19 protein-coding genes and 2 pseudogenes are annotated in these 17,322 nt (G+C 69.2%); 10 read left to right on the forward strand and 11 right to left on the reverse strand.

The window, feature by feature from the left end; translation table 11 throughout:
* Nucleotides 1–147: 147 nt before the first annotated feature.
* Entirely contained in the window at nucleotides 148–768 is a 621-nt protein-coding gene (engB, locus tag J7656_RS07900; protein ID WP_211552990.1) for a GTP-binding protein EngB, read from the reverse strand.
* Between the two features lie 70 nt (nucleotides 769–838).
* Entirely contained in the window at nucleotides 839–1,129 is a 291-nt protein-coding gene (locus J7656_RS07905; RefSeq protein ID WP_096392902.1) for a hypothetical protein, read from the reverse strand.
* A gap of 109 nt (nucleotides 1,130–1,238) precedes the next feature.
* Between J7656_RS07905 and J7656_RS07910 the strand changes: the two genes are divergently transcribed.
* Nucleotides 1,239–2,099, forward strand: coding sequence for a 5-formyltetrahydrofolate cyclo-ligase (locus J7656_RS07910; RefSeq protein WP_211552991.1), 861 nt, complete (start codon nucleotides 1,239–1,241; stop codon nucleotides 2,097–2,099).
* Here J7656_RS07910 and J7656_RS07915 read toward each other — a convergent pair whose 3' ends face one another.
* Both J7656_RS07915 and J7656_RS07920 read right to left on the reverse strand, forming a co-directional pair.
* On the reverse strand, nucleotides 2,100–2,303 hold the full coding sequence (locus J7656_RS07915; protein ID WP_017343413.1) for a DUF8106 domain-containing protein: 204 nt from the start codon (nucleotides 2,301–2,303) through the stop codon (nucleotides 2,100–2,102).
* Between the two features lie 237 nt (nucleotides 2,304–2,540).
* Nucleotides 2,541–3,635 carry an archaeosine biosynthesis radical SAM protein RaSEA gene (locus J7656_RS07920; protein WP_211552992.1) on the reverse strand — a complete coding sequence of 365 codons (1,095 nt, stop codon included), beginning with the start codon at nucleotides 3,633–3,635 and terminating at the stop codon, nucleotides 2,541–2,543.
* Between the two features lie 214 nt (nucleotides 3,636–3,849).
* Between J7656_RS07920 and J7656_RS07925 the strand changes: the two genes are divergently transcribed.
* The gene (locus tag J7656_RS07925) at nucleotides 3,850–5,754 is read left to right on the forward strand and encodes a bifunctional metallophosphatase/5'-nucleotidase (protein ID WP_211554555.1); all 1,905 of its coding nucleotides are present in this window, start codon (nucleotides 3,850–3,852) and stop codon (nucleotides 5,752–5,754) included.
* A gap of 54 nt (nucleotides 5,755–5,808) precedes the next feature.
* On the opposite strand, the gene J7656_RS07930 is transcribed toward J7656_RS07925, so the two are convergent.
* Entirely contained in the window at nucleotides 5,809–6,291 is a 483-nt protein-coding gene (locus J7656_RS07930) for a hypothetical protein (protein WP_017343410.1), read from the reverse strand.
* Nucleotides 6,292–6,569: 278 nt separating this feature from the next.
* On the opposite strand from J7656_RS07930, the gene J7656_RS07935 reads away from it, so the two are divergent.
* The 3 genes from J7656_RS07935 (at nucleotide 6,570) to J7656_RS07945 (ending at nucleotide 9,341) form a co-directional block, all read left to right on the forward strand.
* Entirely contained in the window at nucleotides 6,570–8,501 is a 1,932-nt protein-coding gene (locus tag J7656_RS07935) for an aldehyde ferredoxin oxidoreductase family protein (protein ID WP_026046231.1), read from the forward strand.
* 94 nt (nucleotides 8,502–8,595) lie between these two features.
* Nucleotides 8,596–8,934, forward strand: coding sequence for a DUF8066 domain-containing protein (locus tag J7656_RS07940; protein WP_017343408.1), 339 nt, complete (start codon nucleotides 8,596–8,598; stop codon nucleotides 8,932–8,934).
* Nucleotides 8,935–8,972: 38 nt separating this feature from the next.
* A complete protein-coding gene (locus J7656_RS07945) occupies nucleotides 8,973–9,341 on the forward strand; it encodes a DUF8147 domain-containing protein (RefSeq protein ID WP_017343407.1) in 369 nt (122 codons plus the stop codon).
* A gap of 40 nt (nucleotides 9,342–9,381) precedes the next feature.
* On the opposite strand, the gene J7656_RS07950 is transcribed toward J7656_RS07945, so the two are convergent.
* The 4 genes and pseudogenes from J7656_RS07950 to J7656_RS07965 form a co-directional block, all read right to left on the reverse strand.
* The gene (locus tag J7656_RS07950; protein ID WP_026046230.1) at nucleotides 9,382–9,738 is read right to left on the reverse strand and encodes an AzlD domain-containing protein; all 357 of its coding nucleotides are present in this window, start codon (nucleotides 9,736–9,738) and stop codon (nucleotides 9,382–9,384) included.
* Entirely contained in the window at nucleotides 9,735–10,424 is a 690-nt protein-coding gene (locus J7656_RS07955; protein ID WP_017343405.1) for an AzlC family ABC transporter permease, read from the reverse strand. The genes J7656_RS07950 and J7656_RS07955 overlap by 4 nt, the downstream gene beginning before the upstream one ends.
* Nucleotide 10,425: 1 nt before the next feature.
* Nucleotides 10,426–11,268 carry an RNA methyltransferase gene (locus J7656_RS07960; RefSeq protein WP_211552993.1) on the reverse strand — a complete coding sequence of 281 codons (843 nt, stop codon included), beginning with the start codon at nucleotides 11,266–11,268 and terminating at the stop codon, nucleotides 10,426–10,428.
* Nucleotides 11,265–11,854: pseudogene (locus J7656_RS07965) on the reverse strand (DUF8114 family protein). Before J7656_RS07965 ends, J7656_RS07960 begins: the two are co-directional and overlap by 4 nt.
* A gap of 114 nt (nucleotides 11,855–11,968) precedes the next feature.
* On the opposite strand from J7656_RS07965, the gene J7656_RS07970 reads away from it, so the two are divergent.
* Entirely contained in the window at nucleotides 11,969–12,526 is a 558-nt protein-coding gene (locus tag J7656_RS07970; protein ID WP_211552994.1) for a DUF192 domain-containing protein, read from the forward strand.
* Nucleotides 12,527–12,535: 9 nt separating this feature from the next.
* On the opposite strand, the gene J7656_RS07975 is transcribed toward J7656_RS07970, so the two are convergent.
* Nucleotides 12,536–12,766 (reverse strand): hypothetical protein, encoded by a 231-nt coding sequence (locus tag J7656_RS07975; protein WP_017343401.1) that lies wholly within the window; start codon nucleotides 12,764–12,766, stop codon nucleotides 12,536–12,538.
* Nucleotides 12,767–12,977: 211 nt separating this feature from the next.
* On the opposite strand from J7656_RS07975, the pseudogene J7656_RS07980 reads away from it, so the two are divergent.
* A pseudogene (locus J7656_RS07980) lies at nucleotides 12,978–14,260 on the forward strand (dihydropteroate synthase).
* 162 nt (nucleotides 14,261–14,422) lie between these two features.
* Entirely contained in the window at nucleotides 14,423–15,133 is a 711-nt protein-coding gene (locus J7656_RS07985; RefSeq protein WP_211552995.1) for a 6-hydroxymethylpterin diphosphokinase MptE-like protein, read from the forward strand.
* On the opposite strand, the gene J7656_RS07990 is transcribed toward J7656_RS07985, so the two are convergent.
* Nucleotides 15,130–15,915 (reverse strand): creatininase family protein, encoded by a 786-nt coding sequence (locus tag J7656_RS07990; protein ID WP_017343398.1) that lies wholly within the window; start codon nucleotides 15,913–15,915, stop codon nucleotides 15,130–15,132. The two genes, J7656_RS07985 and J7656_RS07990, sit on opposite strands and share 4 nt — an antisense overlap.
* Nucleotides 15,916–16,082: 167 nt before the next feature.
* Here J7656_RS07990 and J7656_RS07995 point away from each other — a divergent pair, with 167 nt between their 5' ends.
* Together J7656_RS07995 and J7656_RS08000 are read left to right on the forward strand one after the other, a co-directional pair.
* On the forward strand, nucleotides 16,083–16,505 hold the full coding sequence (locus tag J7656_RS07995; RefSeq protein WP_017343397.1) for a nascent polypeptide-associated complex protein: 423 nt from the start codon (nucleotides 16,083–16,085) through the stop codon (nucleotides 16,503–16,505).
* The gene (locus J7656_RS08000) at nucleotides 16,502–17,242 is read left to right on the forward strand and encodes a methyltransferase domain-containing protein (RefSeq protein ID WP_211552997.1); all 741 of its coding nucleotides are present in this window, start codon (nucleotides 16,502–16,504) and stop codon (nucleotides 17,240–17,242) included. The genes J7656_RS07995 and J7656_RS08000 overlap by 4 nt, the downstream gene beginning before the upstream one ends.
* Nucleotides 17,243–17,322: the final 80 nt, after the last annotated feature.

Consider the following 17,322-nt stretch of genomic DNA (forward strand, 5'->3'; position numbering starts at 1 on the left):
GGAGGTGTTCGCCGTCGATCCACAGTCATCAATTTATAAGCAAGCGGCTGGGGATTTGGAGGTGTTCGCCGTCGATCCACGGTCGACTATTTATAAACGGACGACCGAATTCACGGAGCAATCGATCCCGCGACTAAACACGACTATTTAAGAAACGAACTTCAGCAGGTCGTCGCGGTTGTGGTCGTGGAACCGGGTCCGCAGACACTCCTCCAGCGCTTCGATGTCGCCTCGCTTCGCGCAGATAGGGGCCACGCGGTCGGACCACTGCTGCCACGGCGGGTAGAGCCCCAACCGATCACAGATCGCGTCGAGCCGCTCGTCGACGTCGTCGATCTTGTCGGTCTTGTTGACCGCGACGATGGGCTCGACGCCCACGTCCTTCAAGAAGCCGAACATCTCTACGTCGTGGGGGATGTTCCCGCGCTCCGCGTGGCGGTCGATGATATCGACCGCGGCCTTCCCGTCCATCACGACGACCCCGGCCAGAATCGAGTCGGCGTTGTCCTCTAAGTACCGCACGATGTTCGTCTTGATCTGCTCGCGGTGCTCGTCCTCGACGCCGGACATGAAGCCGAAGCCGGGGAGGTCGGTGAACATGAAGCTCTCGCTGGCCCAGTCGAAGTGATTCGGCTGGCGGGTGACGCCCGGCTTGCCGCCGGTCGAGAAGTCGTGGCCCGTCAACTCGCGCATCAGCGTGGACTTGCCGACGTTCGAGCGCCCCACGAGGACGACCTCGGCGTCGCGGTCCGGCCGGTCTTCGAACATACCCGACCGTGCGCGCCTGAGCCGTTTAAAAGGCGCGTCGCGGAGCGGACCGCGACGCCCCCCGGGCCCCTCAGTCGGTCGACGGCGTCATCGACCGGCCCTTGGCGACGCCGTCGGCGATCACCTTATAAATCGCGCCAAAGATGCCGGCAAAGACGACCACCGCGCCCAAAAGCCCCACGAGCAGACCGAACAGCGCCAGCCCGAAATTCGGCTCCTGCCTGAAGCCGGTCTCGGTCGCCGCGGCGACCATCCCGCCGCCGACGGCAGCGATGACTTGGCCGACGATCACCACCGCGACGTAGTAGATCATGATTCGGAAGCCGTACGTGATCCCCTCGGTCACCGAAACGGTGTCCATGGGTGCGAAAAACATCAGTCACACATAGTGTTTGCTTCAAGTACATGTAATATCCGGGCGGCTCACCCGTCGGCGGAACGTTGATGCCCGCGAGCGGACAGGTCGACACATGGACAAGCAGGCCGTCCGCGAGGCGGTGTGGGACGCCTTCGACGAGGGCGACCAGGCGCGGTTCCCGTTCCCGCCCCACGACCGGATCCCGAACTTCGCCGGCGCCGACGAGGCAGCGGCGCGGCTCGCGGAAACCGAGGCGTGGGACTCGGCCGCGACGCTGAAGGCCAACCCGGACGCGCCGCAGCTCCCGGTGCGCCGGGCCGCGCTCCGCGCCGGAAAGACCGTCTACGTCGCGCAGCCGCGGCTCCGCGACCCGGACCCGTTCCTCCGGCTCGATCCAGCCGAGATACCGCCCGACGAGATCGACGACGCCACCACCGTCTCCGGAATCTCCGAGTATGGGACGCCGACCGCGCCCGAAGCCGTCGCGCACGTCGACCTGATCGTCGCCGGCTCCGTCGGCGTGACGACCGACGGCGCCCGGATCGGGAAAGGCGAGGGGTACAGCGACTTGGAGTGGGCGGTCCTCCGCGAGCTCGACGCGGTCGACAGCGAGGCGCAACGCGCCTCTGGCAGCGAGGGACGGAGTCCCTCGGGCAACCGGGCTCCGCCCGGTGACAGCCGGACGCAGTCCGGCGATGCCGACACGACGGTCGCGACGACCGTCCACGAGCTCTCCGTCCTCGACGGGCCCGAGTCAGCGGTCGGCGCCGCCGCCGACCTCCCCGACTCCGACGACGACCTCCCAGAGCCTGACGCCCACGACGTGCCCCTCGACCTCGTCGTCACGCCGGCGCGAACGATTCGGACCGACACGCCGTACGCGCGGCCGGATGGTGTCGACTGGGACGCGCTCGACGCGGAGAAGCTGTCGGAAATCCCCGTCCTCGCGGAACGGGCGCCGGAAGAGAAGTGATTAGTCCGCGTGTTGCGGAGTCGGCGCGGACCGCTCTGACCGGTGGTCGGCGACGTGGCCGCACTCCGGACAGACGACGGTGCGCTCGTCGCCGTCGCTGACGACGAGCCATCCGTCCGACAGGGCGCTCTCGAAGCGACACTCCGGGCAGAAGAGGACCGACTTCCCGCGGGAGGGCGGGGAACCGCTGGCGTCTGCGTTCATGGGAACCGGTAGGTGCCGGAGCTATAAGGGTCTTGTTCGACCTGATCGTTCAGTATGATCGGGTTTCACACGCGTGTATGTCACGCGTTTTCAGGGATAATAGATCGATTATTTCAGAATTTAGAAGAATATTGATCGATATCTATCACCATCGTTCGGGAGTGTCCGACCGCTCGCGTCATCGGACCACTCGCGTCGATCTGATCGTTCGCGTCGGGCGTCTCGTGTGTCCGCGAGCTACCGCGCCAAGGGCATATTGTAGCTCGTCTCCTCGTCCATCACGTACTCCCAGGTGGCCTCGCACTCGCAGGACACCTGCTCGAAGACGCTCGGGTCCTGCCGCTTGTCGAAGTCTTTGATCGCGGTCTGGACGCGGTCGTCGCACTCGCCGCAGTTGTGCGCGCCGCGGTCGGAGCCGTGGCCGACCGGGTCGGAGACGACGATGGCGTCGACGTCGGCGGTCTCTTCTAAGACGTGCGCGACCGACCAGAGCCACGGCGGCCGGTAGCCCCCCTCGAAGAACAGCTCGTCGACCATCGTGTACCGCTGGACGTTCGTCGGGTTCATCGAGACGGTGTGACAGCCGTCGACGTCGGCGCAGCGGCGGATCGAGTCGATCATGTCGGCGGCCGCTTCCGGCTCCGCGAGGAACGGCGGCTTCATCAGGAGGTACGCCTTGATCCCCACGTCGGCGTCGAACTCGTCGTCGGCCGCGGCCGCCTCCGCGCAGGCGTCCTCGAAGTCGGCGAAGTCGAAGTACTTGTTCACGCAGTCGTGGCGCACCCGGTCCGTCGCGGTCTCTAACCCGACCGCCACGTCGGTGGCGATGCCGTGGTCCGCGAAGTCCGCGATCTTCTCGCGGTCGACGAAGTCCGGCAGCGACTCGACGACGATCCGGTCGCGGTCCGCGAACGTCTCGGCGATGGCTCGGCGAGTCTCCGCCGGCACCTCGCGCTCGTCGAGGAAGGAGCCGGAGGTGTAGATCTTGATCAGCTCGGCCGGCTCGTCCGCCTCCTCCGCCTCGTGGTCGAGGCACGCGTCGATCTGCGTCATGAGGTCCTCGTGGGCGACGCTGCCGCCCTCGACCGACTCGGCGACGTAGCCGCACATCGTACAGCCGCCGGCGCGGGCCCACCGGCAGCCGCCTGTGTTCAGGATGATCGTGAGGGAGTTCACCACGCCGTCGGGCGTGTTGTCCTCGTCGATCCACACGCGGGTGGGCTCCGTCGGGTCGTACGTCTCCGAGCGCTCGGCGCGGATGTCGCGCATCACGGCGTTGTGCGCGTCCATCCCGCGCCCCTGCTCGTACGCGTCGGGGCTCGGCTTGCTCATTGTCGGGGGAAGCGCCCGAGCGCGTAAAGCGGTGTCGTCATCGCGGACCGGCCCTGTCCCGTCGTTCCGGGATCGCGGTTCCGGATAGATGGTTCGAGTAGCGTTGTAAAAAGTCCCGTCAATATAAATATATACTAATCTATAGAAAGATTTTATAAACACCGCTAAGTGGAAGAAACTGATGTCACGGGACCGTGACTACGGACGGCGTGACGTGCTTCGAGCGGGAGGAATCGTACTCGGCGGGTCGCTCGTTTCCGGGTCGGCGACGGCCGCGGGCGGCGACGGGTCGACGACGCTGACGCTTCTGTCGTACAACGACATTCAGACCGCGGCCGCGGAGGACAAGAAGTTCCCGCGGTTAGTGACGCTCATCGAACAGCGCCGGGCGGCGGCCGACGGCCCCGTCGTCGTGGTCGGCGGCGGCGACGAGGTGGGACCGCACGCGCTCAGCCCGATCTCGCAGTGGCGCGCGCCGGTGGACGTCCTCAACAAGGTCGGGCCGGACGCCGACGTGATCGGCAACCACGAGTTCGACTACGGCTTCGACGCCATCTCGAACGTCACGGAAGACTCCGAGTTCCCGTGGCTCGCCACGAACCTCGTCGACAGCGAGACGGGCGAGGCGTTCGACGGCACCGAGTCGGAGCGGATCGTCGAGCGCGGCGGCGTCAAGGTCGGCCTCATCGGCCTCGCCGACGAGGGCGCGACGACCGGGAAGACGAACATCGACTTCGAGGCGGAGGGCGTCACTATCGAGGACTTCACCGAGACCGGCCCCGCCGAGGCGAAGCGGCTCAAGGAAGAGGAGGACGTTGACGCCGTCGTCGCGCTCGCGCACACCGGGATCGACGACGCGGAGAACCTCGCCGAGGCCGACGCGGACGACGATATCGACGTCGTGGTCGTCGGCGACGACGAGCAGTTCTACCCGCCCGAGGCGGTCGACGGGTCGATCATCTCCGAGGCGCGAGCCCGCGCGGCCTACCTCAGCGAGATCGAACTGACGATCGAGGGCGGCGAGGTGACCGCGTTTGACGGGCAGTTGATCGAGGTCACCGACGACATCGAGAAGGACCCGACCGCGTCGAGCATCATCAACGACTACCGCGCGGACGTGGGGCTCGACGAGGTGATCGTGGAGGCCGAGACGCCGCTCGACGCGACGTTCGGCTCGAACTACCACCGCGAGACCGGCTACGGCAACCTGATCACGGACGCGATGCGCGACCGCGCCGAGGCCGACGTCGCGATCACGAACGCGGGCGGTATCCGCTCGGACTCGGTGTACGGACCCGGCGAGATCACCGGCGGCGACATCTTCAACACGCTGCCGTTCCCGAACACGCTCGTCACGGTCGAGCTGACGGGCGAGGAGCTGGTCGAGACCTTAGCGAGCCAGATCGTTACGCTGGAGAGCGGCACCGGACAGGACCTCGGCGAGGAGATCTCTCAACAGACCAGCGGCGTGCGCTTCGAGTGGGTCCCCCACGAGGGCGTCGACGAGCAGATTCGGGACGTGCGCGTCGGCGGTGAGCCGCTCGACCCCGACGGGACCTACGATGTCGCCGTCAACAGCTTCATGGCCAACGGCGGGAGCGGCTACCCGCTCGAAGACAAGCCCGTGATCGAGGCGACCGACGAGCTGCTGGTGACGCTCGTCGTCGACTACCTGCGAGAGCGCGACACCGTCGCGCCGGAGCCCGAGGGTCGGGCGCAGCGCGTCGACCGCGACCTCCCCGACGCGTCGGTCACCGTCGACGGGAACGGCAAGGTCGTCACCCAGTTCGACGCGCCCGACGATGTCCAGTCGGTCGCCGACGACACCGTCGCCGTGTGGACGCCCGACGGCGAGCACGTCGACGCGGAGCACGTCGCCTTCGGCGAGGGAGACGAGACCCTCGTCGTCCGCCTCGACGACGGCGACCTCGCGGACACGATCGAAGACGCGGCCGACGGCGACGAAGTCTCGCTTAACCTCTACGCCGAGTACGAGTCGAGCGAGTACGACCACGTTTACTTCGAGCGCTCGCGGCTGAACGCCGACGTGGCGGCGACCGTGCGACGTCGGGGTCGCGGCGCTTCCGGACGCGGCCGCGCCGCTCCGCCCGGGCGCTGACGCCGACGACGCGCCCGGTTCAGCGGCACTCCCGGCTCGCCGACGTCGGAGGGATCAACGCTCGGCCTCGCGGTCGTTCGCCGACGCCGGCCCGCGGCCACGAACGACCGCGACCGCCGCTCCGATCACCGCGCCGCCCGCGTTGACGGCGGCGTCGCCCCACGCGAACGAGCGCCACGGGATCGGCGCCTGGACGAGTTCGATCCCGAACCCGAACGCGACCGCGACGGCCGCCGCGAGGAGCGGGCCAAGCCGGAACTCCAGAGTCACCGGAACGAGCAGGGCGGCGAGCACAGCGTAGCCGACGAGGTGAAACGGATCGGTGAGACCGATTCCGGCGGGGAGGACGTCGAGGGCGCCGGCGAGCGCGCCGCCGCCTCCGCCGGACGACGACGGAACCGGAACCACCGATCCGACGAACACGACGAGCGCGAACGCGAGCGCCCTCGTTCGGTCGCGGGCGGTCAGCTCCGGGGCGCGGGCGGTCGGCTCCGGGCCGCGTCCGGTCGCCCGCGGCCGCTCGTCTCGGTCGGTCACGGTCGCGCTTCGTCTCGCCGCTAATTATGGGCTGCGGCTTCGGGAGATTCGGCTACTGACCCGTGATACCGACCGAAACCGGTCGTTCACACCACGACGTTGCCGAGCGATGTGTGTTGTTCACACACCGCCGCTGTCTCCGAATATTTCCGCGGCGGACGGGCGCTTTATTTATAAACATCGGCCGGACGACACGCCCCGTTCCGTAACCGGTACTAGTTGCGTTCAGAGGTGAACAACTAACACGCTGTGGGCCCACTATAATGAACGAGCATTACATGACTGAAATGGGCGGCTACAGAGACCGTGTGGCACAGGTCGATCTCGGCGGTGGCGAGGTCAGCTACCGCGGGATCGACGACGAGGACGCGGAGAAGTACATCGGCGCGCGCGGGCTCGGCGTCAAGTACGTCTTCGATAAGGGTCCCGACGTGGACCCGCTCGGACCGGAGAACCGACTGGCGTTCATGACGGGGCCGCTGACGGGTACCCAGACCGTGATGAGCGGTCGGATCGCCTTGGTGACGAAGTCCCCGCTGACGGGGACGGTCACCGACTCGCACCACGGCGGCTGGTCCGGCGCGCGGCTCAAGTGGGCCGGGCTCGACGGCATCCTGCTCGACGGCGCGAGCGACGAGCCGGTCTACCTGTTCGTCGAGGACGGCGACGTGGAGGTACGCGACGCCTCCCACCTCTGGGGCCAGGGCGTCCACGACACGATCGACCAGCTCGGCGAGGAGGTCGACGGGAAGGTCGGCCGCGACGTCTCCGTGATGGCGATCGGCCAGGGCGGCGAGAACGAGGTGCGCTACGGCTGCGTCATCAACGAGGACGACCGCGCCTCGGGCCGCGGCGGCACCGGCGCCGTGATGGGCTCGAAGAACGTGAAGGCGGTCGTCGTGAAGTCGGGCACCGACATGCCCAAGCCCGCCGACCCGGAGACCTTCCAGGAGGGCTACCAGCAGGCGATGGAGGTCATCCGCGAGTCCGACGTCACCGCGCCCAACGAGGGCGGGCTCTCGATGTACGGGACGAACGTCCTGATGAACGCGACCGAGGAGATGGACGGGCTCCCGACGAAGAACGCGCAGCACACCTCCACGGAGGCGTACAGCGAGACCGACGGCATCGACGTGCAGGCCGAGCGCGTCTCCGGCGAGAACGTCCGCGAGAACATCCTCGTCGACGAGCCGACCTGTCACTCCTGTCCGGTGGCGTGTAAGAAGGAGGTCGAGGTCGACGTGACCCACAAGGGCGAGGACCTGAACGTCCGCATGGAGTCGTACGAGTACGAGTCCGCGTGGGCACTCGGCCCGAACTCCGGCCACGACGACCGCGACGAGATCGCGGTCATGCTCGACCGGTGTAACGACCTCGGCATCGACACCATCGAGACGGGCAACATGATGGCGATGGCGATGGAGATGAGCGAGGAGGGCAAACTGGAGGGCGTCGGCCACCTCGACTGGGGCGACTCCGAGACGATGATCGACCTCATCGAGGAGATCGGCCACCGCTCCAGCGACCTCGGCGACCTCCTCGCGGAGGGCCCCGAGCGCGTCGCCGACGCGAAGGACGCGCACGGCAACAAGCTCTCCGTCAAGGGCCAGACGATGGCCGCCTACGACCCGCGCTGCATGAAGGGCATGGGGATCGCGTACGCGACCTCCAACCGCGGCGCCTGCCACCTGCGCGGGTACACGCCGGCCGCCGAGATCCTCGGCATCCCGGAGAAGGTCGACCCGTACGAGTGGGAGGGGAAAGGCGAGCTCACCGCCACCTTCCAGGACCTCCACGCGGTGTCGGACTCGTTCGACATCTGTAAGTTCAGCGCGTTCGCGGAGGGAATCGAGGAGTACGTGCTCCAGTACAACGGCATGACCGGCCGCGACCTCTCGGAGGACGAGCTGTTCGAGGCCGGCGAGCGCGTGTACAACCTCGAACGCTACTTCAACAACCTCGCCGGCTTCGACGGCGCGGACGACACGCTGCCGAACCGGTTCATCGAGGGGCACCCGGACGCCATTCCCGGCACGGGCGCCAGCGAGGGCGAACTCGTCGAACTCGACCAGCTGAAGGCCGAGTACTACGAGACCCGCGACTGGGTCGACGGCGTCGTCCCCGACGAGAAGCTCGAGGAGCTCGGCATCGACATCGGCCCCGGAACCGGCGTTTCCGCCGGCGACTCCGCGGCACCGGCCGACGACTGAGCGAGACCGCACCGCGAACGCGGTCCGCTCCGCGCTCGCGGTCCGCCCGCACGGTCCGGTTATTTTTAAGTGAATTCCGGCGGTAGCGCCGTCCATGGCGCACGACCCGCTCTCGCCCTCCGAAGCCCTCCGCACGCCGATCGGTGCCGTCCTCGCGTCCGTGAGTCTCCTCGTGTTCGTGTACTCGATCCTGATCGTCGGACAGATCCTGTTCGGCGTCTGGGTCGTCCTCGTGCTCGCCGCGGGGCCGTACCTCTCGTACCGGCTGCTCGCCGCGCTCGATTCGCTGGCCGACGGCGCGCAGCGGATCGCCGACGCCCGCGAGCGCGAGGTCCGAGGCGACGACGGGGCGCGGTTCGACCGCCCCGTCGACCGCGACGCCTCTGAGACGCGCGAGCGGTCCGGGGAGCGCGCGACCGAGCGCGAGCGCTGACGCGACCGTTTATCTCCCCTCGCCACGACCGGACGGGCATGAACTGGCGACTCGTCGCGACGGTGGGCGTCGGAGTGACCGCGTTCCTGGTCGCGGCCGCTGGCGTCACGGAACTGCTCGGGGCGTCGATCGAGTTCTCCGCGCTCGTCGGGCTCCCGGTCGGGGTCCTCGTCGGCGCCGCGTCCGCGGCCGCGACGCGGCTCCGACTCTGGAAGAATCCGGGCGCTCGCCCCGCGCTGCTCGGCGTCGCCGCGGTCGGCCACGCCGTCCTCGCCCTCGCGGCCGCCTCGTACGCGATCTCGTCGGTCCGGGGCTTCGTAACCGTCGAGCGCGCGCTCGTCATCGCCCTCCTCGTCGGCGTCGTCGTCTTCGCGCTCGCGAGGCGCAGCCCGGACCGGTTCGACTGACTCGGGCCAGTTTCTCCGGTCCGGAGTCGCTTCGCGCCCCTCACGCGAACACGACGAACCGGAAGAGCCACAGCGTGACCATCCCGGTCGCGATGGTCGCGAACACGTTCTCCGTCCGCCACGCGACGGCGCCGGCGACGGCGCCCGCGATCAGCCGCTCGTCGAGGAGGGTCGCGGCGACAGAGGGGCGCAGCGTCACGAGGTCGGGGAGGACGAGCGCCGCGAGGACGGCCGGGGGGACGTACCGCAGCGGCCGCTGAACGCGCGTCGGGACCCCGTCGATCCGCCCGAACAGGTGGATGAAGGAGAGCCGAATCCCGTAGGTGACGACGCCGATGACGACGATGGCGACCCAAGCGCGCGGCGAGGCGACGACCCCGGCGAGCGCGTCGGTCACGACGCCGTCACCTCCGTCACCAGGCCGGCCGCGATCCCGCACAGCGCGCCGACGAGCAGTCCGAGGTTGAGCGGGAGCCCGGCCGCGACCACCGCGACCGTGCCGCCCGCGACGCCCGCGACGGTGGTCGGCCGGTCCTTCATCGCGGGGACGAGGAGCGCGAGGAAGACGAGCGGCACCGCGAACGTGAGGCCCCACGCGTCGGGGACGCCGGCGCCGAGGACGACGCCGGCGACCGTCCCGATCTGCCAGACGATCCACAGCGACGCGGCCGCGCCGAGGTAGTAGCGCCACCGGCTGCGGTCCGGGTTCTCGTCGAACTCGGCGACCGAGAGCGCGTACGCCTGGTCGGTGAGCAGGTACGCGAGTCCCGCGCGGAGGCGACGCCCGTAGTCGGCGAAGTGCGGCGCGATGGAGGCCGAGTACATCAGCATCCGGAGGTTGATCACGACCGCCGTGCCGACGACGACCGCGAGGGGCGCGTTCTCGCCGAGCAGCTCCAGCGCCGCCAGCTGCGAGGCGCCCGCGAACACGATCACGGACATCCCGACCGCCTCTGCGAGGCCGAGCCCGGCGTCGACCGTCGCGATGCCGGCGACGAGCGCGAACGGCGCGATGCCTAACATTAGCGGCGAGACGTCCCGCACGCCGGCTAACAGGTCCTCGTCGAGAACGGAGCGGGCCACGCTATTGCTCCGTTGGGTACGGCGGCTCGTCGTACTTCGCCGCGAGGTGGTCGGCGTGCTCTAACTTCGCGTTCGCCTTCCGGAAGGTGCCGAGCAGCGAGTGGATCTCGCGCTCGGTCGGGTGCGCGCGGCCGAGCAGGCGGCGCACGAGCAGCGCGTTCTTCTCGCGGACGTGGTCGCGCTGGCCGGTCGCCGCGAGGAACTCGTCGAAGAACTCGTGGAAGCGCTCGACGTCGGCCTCGGGGGCGCGGGTCACCTCCGTGTCGGGCAGTTGCGTCTCGTCGACGGTGAGGTCGCGGAGCTCGTACAAGAGCACGGTCGCGGCCTGCCCGAGGTTCAGGACCGGGTAGTCGTCGTCGGCCGGGATCGAACACACCTCGTCGAGCCGCGAGAGCTCCTCGTTGTTGAGCCCGCGCCCCTCGCGGCCAAAGACGATGGCGGTGGGCGCGTCGACCGTCTTCAGCGACTCGCGCAGTTCGGCGGGCGTCTTGAACGGGAAGCGCTCGTGGCTGCGGTCGTCCTCGCCGGTGATCGCGGTGGTGCCGACCGTGTGGTAGTTCGCGACGACCTCGTCGAAGGTGACCTCCTCCGCGTTCGGGAGCACGTCCTCGCGCGCGTGGCCGGCGAAGCCGTACGCCTCGCCGTCCTCCTCTATCTCCGGCGGGTCCACGAGCTTGAGGTCGGAGAGCCCGAAGTTCTTCATCGCTCGCGCGATGGTGCCGACGTTGCCCGGCGTCTCGGGCTCGACGACGACGACGACGGGCTTCCGGCGGCCGCCGCCGGAGTCGTCGCTCCCCTCGTCGGTCGCGGTCGCGCTCACCTCGCTTCCCTCGCCGCCGCTCATCGGTCCGACGGGTAGTCGGCCGAGAGGTCGATGTCGGAGTCCGCGAGCTCCGCTTCGGAGATATCCTCGCCGTCGCGCTCCTCCTGGCCGGCGAGTTCGAGGATGTCGATCCGCTCGCCCTCGAAGTCTTCCTCCAGTCGCTCTTGGACCTCCTGCTGGTCCGGCAGGTCCGGCAGCCCGTCGGGGTCTTCATCGACGTGCTCGACGGAGGCGTACCCCTCGGGGCCTCGTTGCCGGCGGCGACCCACTCGTGGAAGCGGTCGGCGAACTCGACCGACCCCTTGTACTCGCTGCCGCCTTCCTCGCGGAACCAGTAGAGCAGGTCCGGTTCGTGTTCGGGGCAGAGGAGCACCTCGCCCTCCGGCTCTCCGTACACGATCTCCGCCTGGTTACAGCGGTTGATCTCCTCTTCGCCGTAGTCGAGGTAACAGACGTCGCAGGGCTCCTCGACGAGGCTGACGAGCCGCACGAGTCGCTCCCGGGGATCTTCCGGAATCTCGTCGAGGGGCTTCAGTTCCTCGTCGTCGGTGAATATCTCGTCCTCCTCGAAGCGCCATCCGCGGAGGCCGATGCTCACTTTCGCCATGTCGTAGGCTACGCTCCGGCGGCGATAAAAGCGCGTCCTTCCCGGCACGAAGCCGGTCGCTCCGCCGTCCGGCGAAACCGGCTTTTTAAATCTACGAATCACTTCGGTGTGTGTATGAGACGCCGTCGCCTTCTCCGAGTGACTGCCGTTGCGACCGCGGGTGCCGCGGCTGGCTGTCTCGGGGGCGGGAACGTGGGGAACGACGGCAGCGATTCGGACGAAGACGATACGGGTGACGGAACCAACGGTGATATCGAGTGGCCCAGCGAACCGTACGCAGACTACGAGACGACGACCGTAACCGTCGAGAGTCCGGACGGCGAGGCTCGCGGCTCGGTGACCGCCGCGATCGCGGATTCCGGCCCTAAGCGTCGGCTCGGCCTCAGCGACGCCGAGGCGCTGCCCGAGGACGGCGGGATGCTGTTCGTCTACGACGCGCCCCTACAGAGCCTGACGTACGTGATGCGTCGGATGAGCTTCGGCATCGACATCGTCTTCGTCGACGGCGATCGGGAGATCGTCCGGATCCACAACGCGCCCGAACCGGGACCGAACGAGGACGGCGAGGAGCAACAGTATGACGGATCCGGCCAGTACGTGCTCGAGGTCCCCTACGAGTGGACCGACCGCCACGGCGTCGAGGTTGGCGACTCGCTGGCGTTCGACCTCTGATCGCGCGTCTCAGCGAGGTCGTTCGGTCGCGGTCGCGTCGAGCGCGCTCAGATCCGAGCCACGGGCGACGCTCACCGCGAGGACGACGCCCATGACCGCGAACAGCGCCACGACCGCGAGGGCGAAGACGCCGACGCCGACCGCGACGAGGAGTTGACTCCCGAGGAGTTCGGCCCCTATCGTCGTGAGCAGGGCGGCCAACGCGAGTCCGAGCAGTCGATTCTCTGATTTCGAGTACATGCTTCAGATACGTTCTCGACGGCATTAAGACGTGTCCGACGACTGCCGTCGTGTCTCATACTGACACGTCTCGCGACGTTTTCGGGGGAATCTACGGACTGTCTCCGACCGACGCTCGGGCGTCGCCCTGCGCCGACCATCACTTGGTCGTCCTGCCTCGACGCCGGCGGTCACTCCCCCAGTTTATGTCGCTCGCGCCCGTGTTGATCGTATGCGAAACGTGGACGCCGCGGGGCTGGGGATCGGCGACGACCACCCGCCCCGGATCATGGGCGTGCTCAACGTCTCGGAGGAGTCGCCGTACGACCCCAGCGTGTACGACGACCCGGGAGAGGCCGCCGCGTACGTCGACGACGAGCTGATCGGCGAGGGCGCCGACATCGTCGACGTCGGCCTCGAATCGGCCAACAAGGACCTCGACGTGCTCTCGGCCGAACAGGAGCTCGATCGGCTCGACACCGCGGTGGAGACGTTGGAGTCGACTTCCGGCGACGCCGTCTGGTCGATCGAGACGCGCTACCACGAGGTCGCCGACGAGGCACTCTCGCGCGGCTTCGACATGGTCAACGACATCTGCGGCTTCGCCGACCCGGAGATGCCCCGCGTCTGCCGCGAACACGACGCCGCCGTCTCGAAGATGGCCTCTCCCCCGACTTAGAGCGGCCGGGCGCCGTCGAAGACGTCGACGACATCTACGAGGCGCTCTCGATGAACGGCTTCACGGACAAGACCATCCTCGACCCCGCGTTCGGCGGCTGGTCGGAGGCGAAGACCCACGACGACGACCGCGAGACGTTCCACCGGCTGCGCGAGTTCCGCGGCTACGGCCGCCCCCTGCTCGTCTCGATCAACCGCAAGAGCTTCCTGAAGACCATCGCCGGCCGCAGCACCGAGGAGGCGCTCCCGGTCTCGCTCGCCGCCACGTCGATGGCGGTCGAGCGCGGCGCCCACGTGATTCGCACCCACGACGTGGCAGAGACGCGCGACGCCGCCTTGGTCGGCGCCGAGTTCGCTCGCGACCGCCACAGCTCCGGCGGCGACTCCGACGCCGTGAGCGTCGAGGAGCTCGACGTGACGACGGTCCGCGAGGCCGAGCGCCACCTCGACCGGATCGGCGCGGCGGGGGCGAGGCAGGGCGACCGCGACGCGGCCGGCAACGCGGTCGTCCGCACCTACGAGCTCTCCGGCCTCGACGACGCGGCGGTCGGCGCCCTGCGCGCCGCGACCGTGGGCGGCGACGCGAGCGGCGCCGCGTTCGCGCTGGGCGATCCGAACCGCGCTGAGGCGCCGTCGCCCCCGTCGGCGACCGACGGCGGCACCGGCGGCTCAGCCGGTCCAGCGGGCGACGGCTCCCCCGACGACGGCCCCGCGAGCGGCCGCCGCGGACTCCTGATCGGGACGCCCGCCGCGATCGAGTCGGTCAGAGAGGCCGTATCAGGCGTCTCCGACCCGCTCGACGCCGCGATCGACGAGATCGCCCGCGACGTGAATTAAGAGAAAGTTTATGCCCTCGTGTAGACAACCGATCGACCGGACGCCGGAGGGGCACGCGGGTAGGGGTACTCTGTGCCACTCCGGTCCATACCATAATTCGCCCGGCGAGCGGCGGCGCCGTTCTGCGCCCGGCGCGACGGTTTCCCGGAGCGTGGTCCGCCCGTGAACTTCGACACCTTCGAGCCCGTCTACGAGGCGATCCTCGCCGACTTCGGGTTCGATCGGACGGGCGACGAACGCGCCCGCGACGTCGCCGCCGACCTCGCGACGCCGTTCCCGCTCGACCGCCTCGGCGACTGGGAAGGGGAAACGGTCGCCGTCGCGGGCGCGGCGCCGTGCCTCGCCGACGAGGTCGCGCTCGCCCGCGACGCCGATGTCGTCGTCGCGGCCTCGACCGCCGCCGACGTCCTCGTCGACCGCGGCGTCGCCGTCGACTGTATGGTGACCGACCTCGACAAGAACCCGGAGACGGCGGCCGAACTGACCCGCGAGGGCGTCCCCGTTGCCGCCCACGTCCACGGCGACAATATCCCCGCCGTCCGCCAGTGGCTCCCGCGCTTCGCCGACGAGTGGACGCTGGCGACGACGCAGGCGGCCCCCGTCGGCCCGGTCCAGAACACGGGCGGGTTCACCGACGGCGACCGCGCCGCGTTCCTCGCCGACCACGTCGGCGCCGGCGAACTGGTCTTCCCCGGGTGGAACTTCGACGACCCGGACGTCGATCCGATGAAGGCCCGGAAGCTCGATTGGGCCGCCCGCCTGCTGCGCTGGCTCGAACGCCGTCGCGGCGAGGAGTTCGATATTCTGGACGGCCGGCGGGAGGCGGCCGACGCCGCGCTCCGGGAGGCCCTCGGCGACCGGTTCGACGACTAAGTCGACTCCCGCTCGACTCGGGGCTCGGGGAACAGCTCCGCCTCGTCGCGGTCGCCGATCCACTCCGCTAACTGGACGAGCTGGTCCGCAGCCGCCTCGAACAGGCGCTCGCTCTTCTCCGGCGTCACGTCGGTCGGGTCGCCGAACGCGCCGTTCGCGGAGTTGTCGACCGAGTCGTAGAACGTCCGGGCGCCGTGGACCATCGTCTCTGCGCTCTCAAGGTCGACGAGGCCGCCGTCGCGGGCGTCTTCGAGCCGGTCCTCGCGGACGAGCTCGGGCGCGAGGTGGGTGATCATCGCGGTCTCCTTCGGCCCGGCGTGCGGGCCGTTGCGCTCGAAGAGGTCGTCGACCAGCTCCGGGATCGACTCGTCCCACATCCACTCGACGGCGTAGGCGACCTCGTCCTCGTGGAGGCGGCGGCCGACCTCCCGGAGGTGCTGGACGTTGCCGCCGTGGGCGTTGACGAACACCACGCGGTCGATCCCGTGGTACGCGAGGTTCCGCGAGAACGACTCGACGTAGTCGCGGAACTCCGGCGGGTCGACCCACATCGTCCCCGGGAACTGCCGGTGGTGCGGGCTGACGCCGACGTTGATCGTGGGCGTCCGGAACGCGTCCGATCGCTCGGCGGCCGCCGTCGCGAGCCCCTCGGCGATCAGGTGGTCGGTCGCCAGCGGCAGGTGCGGGCCGTGCTGTTCGGTCGAGCCGAGCGGGACGAGCGCGACGGAGCCGGGGTCGAGCGCGTCGCCCAGTTCCGGCCAAGTGTGGTCCGCGAGGTACATACCTCCGCCTCGCGCGCGACACGTATCAACCCAGCCGTCTCGGTCGAGTTCGCCGCGATCGGGCGGAGCGGATCCTTCCGGCATCGAGCGCGCCGGTCCTCGCCGCCGCGCCGACTCTGCGCCCCGTGTCGACACCCTTTTTGTGTCGTCCGGCCGAACCGAGGACCATGTTCGGAGGCGGCGGCATGAACCCGCGGAAGATGAAACAGATGATGAAACAGATGGGGATCGACGTCGAGGAGCTCGACGCCGAGCGGGTCGTCATCGAGACGGCCGACGGCGACGACCTCGTCTTCGACGGCGCCCAGGTCACCAAGATGGACGCCCAAGGGCAGGAGACCTACCAGATCGTCGGCTCGCCCGACGCGGTGGCCGACGCGGGCGCCGGCGGCGCGACCGCGGTCGAGGGGGACGAGGCGGACGACCCCGCGCTCGACGACGCTGACGACGCGGACGACGGCGACGACGGCATTCCGGAGGAGGACGTGAAACTGGTCGCCCAGCAGGCGGGCGTCTCGAAGGAGGCCGCCCGCGAGGCGCTGGAGGCGGCCAACGGCGAGCCCGCGCGAGCGATCGCCGACCTGCAGTGACGGACGCCGCGTACCTGCTCGTCCACGAGGACCGTGAGTACCTGCTGGAGCCCGGCGAGGAGTTCGGCACCGACCTCGGCGTGATCGAGGTCCCCGAAGACGTCGCGGCCGGCGACGAGGTCGAGACCCACCTCGGTACCGCCTTCGAGGTCCGCGCGCTCCGCGGTCCCGACCTCTTCAACCACCTCGAACGCACCGGCGCGCCGATGATGCCCCGCGACGTGGGGCTCGTGATGGGTCACACCGGCGCGTCAGGCGGCGACCGCGTCCTCGACGCCGGCACTGGCACGGGGATCCTCGCGGCGTACCTCGGCCGGGCCGGCGCCGACGTGACGACCTACGAGGTCGACGCCGAGTTCGCCGAGGTTGCCCGCGACAACATGCGGACCGCTGGCGTCGCCGACCGCGTCGAGGTCCGGACCGGCGACCTCACCGACGAGTTAGACGACCTCGCCGACGCGGAGCCGTTCAACGTGCTCACGCTCGACACCGGCGACGCCCCCGCCGTCGTCGAGCGCGCGGACGACCTGCTCGCGCCCGGCGGTCGCCTCGCCGTCTACTCCCCGTTCGTCGAGGGGACCCGCGAGGCCGCCCTCGCGGCCCGGGAGGCCGGCTTCGCCGAGGTCGAGACGCTGGAGACGATCCAGCGCGAGATGGACTTCTCCGACCGCGGCTCGCGCCCCTCCACCGCCGGCGTGGGCCACACGGGGTACCTCGTGTTCGGGCGGGCGCCCTGAGTTCGGCGTTCACGACACCTCTCTCCCGTCGATTTCCCCCGTCGCCCTCACTCCCAGCGCTCTCCTCCCCCAGCGGCGCC

The organism is Halorubrum ruber, from assembly GCF_018228765.1.
In the GTDB taxonomy this organism is placed as follows: Archaea; Halobacteriota; Halobacteria; order Halobacteriales; family Haloferacaceae; genus Halorubrum; species Halorubrum ruber.

Excerpts from the sequence above, each read along its gene's own strand:
- J7656_RS07910 (WP_211552991.1), top strand. The coding sequence starts at position 1,239 with ATGGACAAGCAGGCCGTCCGCGAGGCGGTGTGGGACGCCTTCGACGAG.
- J7656_RS07990 (WP_017343398.1), bottom strand. The coding sequence starts at position 15,915 with ATGTACCTCGCGGACCACACTTGGCCGGAACTGGGCGACGCGCTCGAC.
- engB (WP_211552990.1), bottom strand. The coding sequence starts at position 768 with ATGTTCGAAGACCGGCCGGACCGCGACGCCGAGGTCGTCCTCGTGGGG.
- J7656_RS07945 (WP_017343407.1), top strand. The coding sequence starts at position 8,973 with ATGAACTGGCGACTCGTCGCGACGGTGGGCGTCGGAGTGACCGCGTTC.
- J7656_RS07970 (WP_211552994.1), top strand. The coding sequence starts at position 11,969 with ATGAGACGCCGTCGCCTTCTCCGAGTGACTGCCGTTGCGACCGCGGGT.
- J7656_RS07975 (WP_017343401.1), bottom strand. The coding sequence starts at position 12,766 with ATGTACTCGAAATCAGAGAATCGACTGCTCGGACTCGCGTTGGCCGCC.
- J7656_RS07940 (WP_017343408.1), top strand. The coding sequence starts at position 8,596 with ATGGCGCACGACCCGCTCTCGCCCTCCGAAGCCCTCCGCACGCCGATC.
- J7656_RS07915 (WP_017343413.1), bottom strand. The coding sequence starts at position 2,303 with ATGAACGCAGACGCCAGCGGTTCCCCGCCCTCCCGCGGGAAGTCGGTC.
- J7656_RS07995 (WP_017343397.1), top strand. The coding sequence starts at position 16,083 with ATGTTCGGAGGCGGCGGCATGAACCCGCGGAAGATGAAACAGATGATG.
- J7656_RS07905 (WP_096392902.1), bottom strand. The coding sequence starts at position 1,129 with ATGGACACCGTTTCGGTGACCGAGGGGATCACGTACGGCTTCCGAATC.
- J7656_RS07935 (WP_026046231.1), top strand. The coding sequence starts at position 6,570 with ATGACTGAAATGGGCGGCTACAGAGACCGTGTGGCACAGGTCGATCTC.
- J7656_RS07920 (WP_211552992.1), bottom strand. The coding sequence starts at position 3,635 with ATGAGCAAGCCGAGCCCCGACGCGTACGAGCAGGGGCGCGGGATGGAC.
- J7656_RS07960 (WP_211552993.1), bottom strand. The coding sequence starts at position 11,268 with ATGAGCGGCGGCGAGGGAAGCGAGGTGAGCGCGACCGCGACCGACGAG.